Annotated in this window: 1 pseudogene; it reads left to right on the top strand. The window is 47.1% G+C overall.

The features are described from left to right. Positions 1–185 precede the first annotated feature (185 nt). Positions 186–878 (top strand): annotated as a pseudogene (locus tag CIK04_RS27270) (GGDEF domain-containing protein); the annotation flags it as partial.

Genomic DNA, 878 nt, shown 5'->3' with positions numbered 1-878 from the left:
GCGTTTTCGTCGTCCGCCATCAGCGTTTTCAATATAGCGCGATCCAAATCATCAATCTTGGCATTGGCAGAATGCATTGTTTGTCCCTTTTATAATCAGCATATGGGTATAATACTAACAAGGGCAGCTTATCTTTCACAATCAAGGTTTTTTGCTCATAGATCGGGTTAGAGGAAGGTGAGCAAGTGCGATTTTGYTTTTCCATGTTGATAATGCTATGCAGCTTTKGGCAAGTGCCCATGAGAAAATATTTTAGTGGTGCACTCTTACCACCAAGGTTTCTTTTGGACTGACTCCTTCCAACTTGGCCTTGCACAAACACTCGGTGAGCGCGATATCGCTCTGCGTGTGCTTTACCTCGATACCAAGCGTAATCAAAGCGCCAGCTTTCTCAATCAGCTTTACTTTCTCTACAAAACCAAAGTGGAACAAGAGCGCTTTGACGCCATTGTGGTGAGCGATAACGTAGCACTGCAGTTGATGCAGCGTTTGGCGGAGCCACTGTCGGGCACACCGGTGATTTTTGGTGGCATTAATAATTACACGCCAGAAATGCATGCGGGTTTGAATGCCACTGGCGTGATTGAAGATATTGATCTGCTGTCGAACGTGTCGCTGATTGAGCGTTTGCAGCCCCAAGCGCAGAAAATTTTTGTGGTAACGGACCATTCGATTACGGGGGTCGCGTTGCGCGCGCAGGTGGACAAGTTTTGTTCCSSCTATCCTGAGTATCAGCAAAAAGTGCAACATTTAGTGCCGAATACGGTGGCCGAGCTGATTGAGCGAGTGCAAATGCTCGACTTAAACAGCGCGGTGCTGTTTTGGGCTTATTACCGCGATGCTGATGGTACTTTGAGTGATGATGACGTATTGGCAGG

Source organism: Vibrio sp. 03_296, from assembly GCF_002265885.1.
This window is presented reverse-complemented; position numbering and strand designations above follow the sequence as displayed.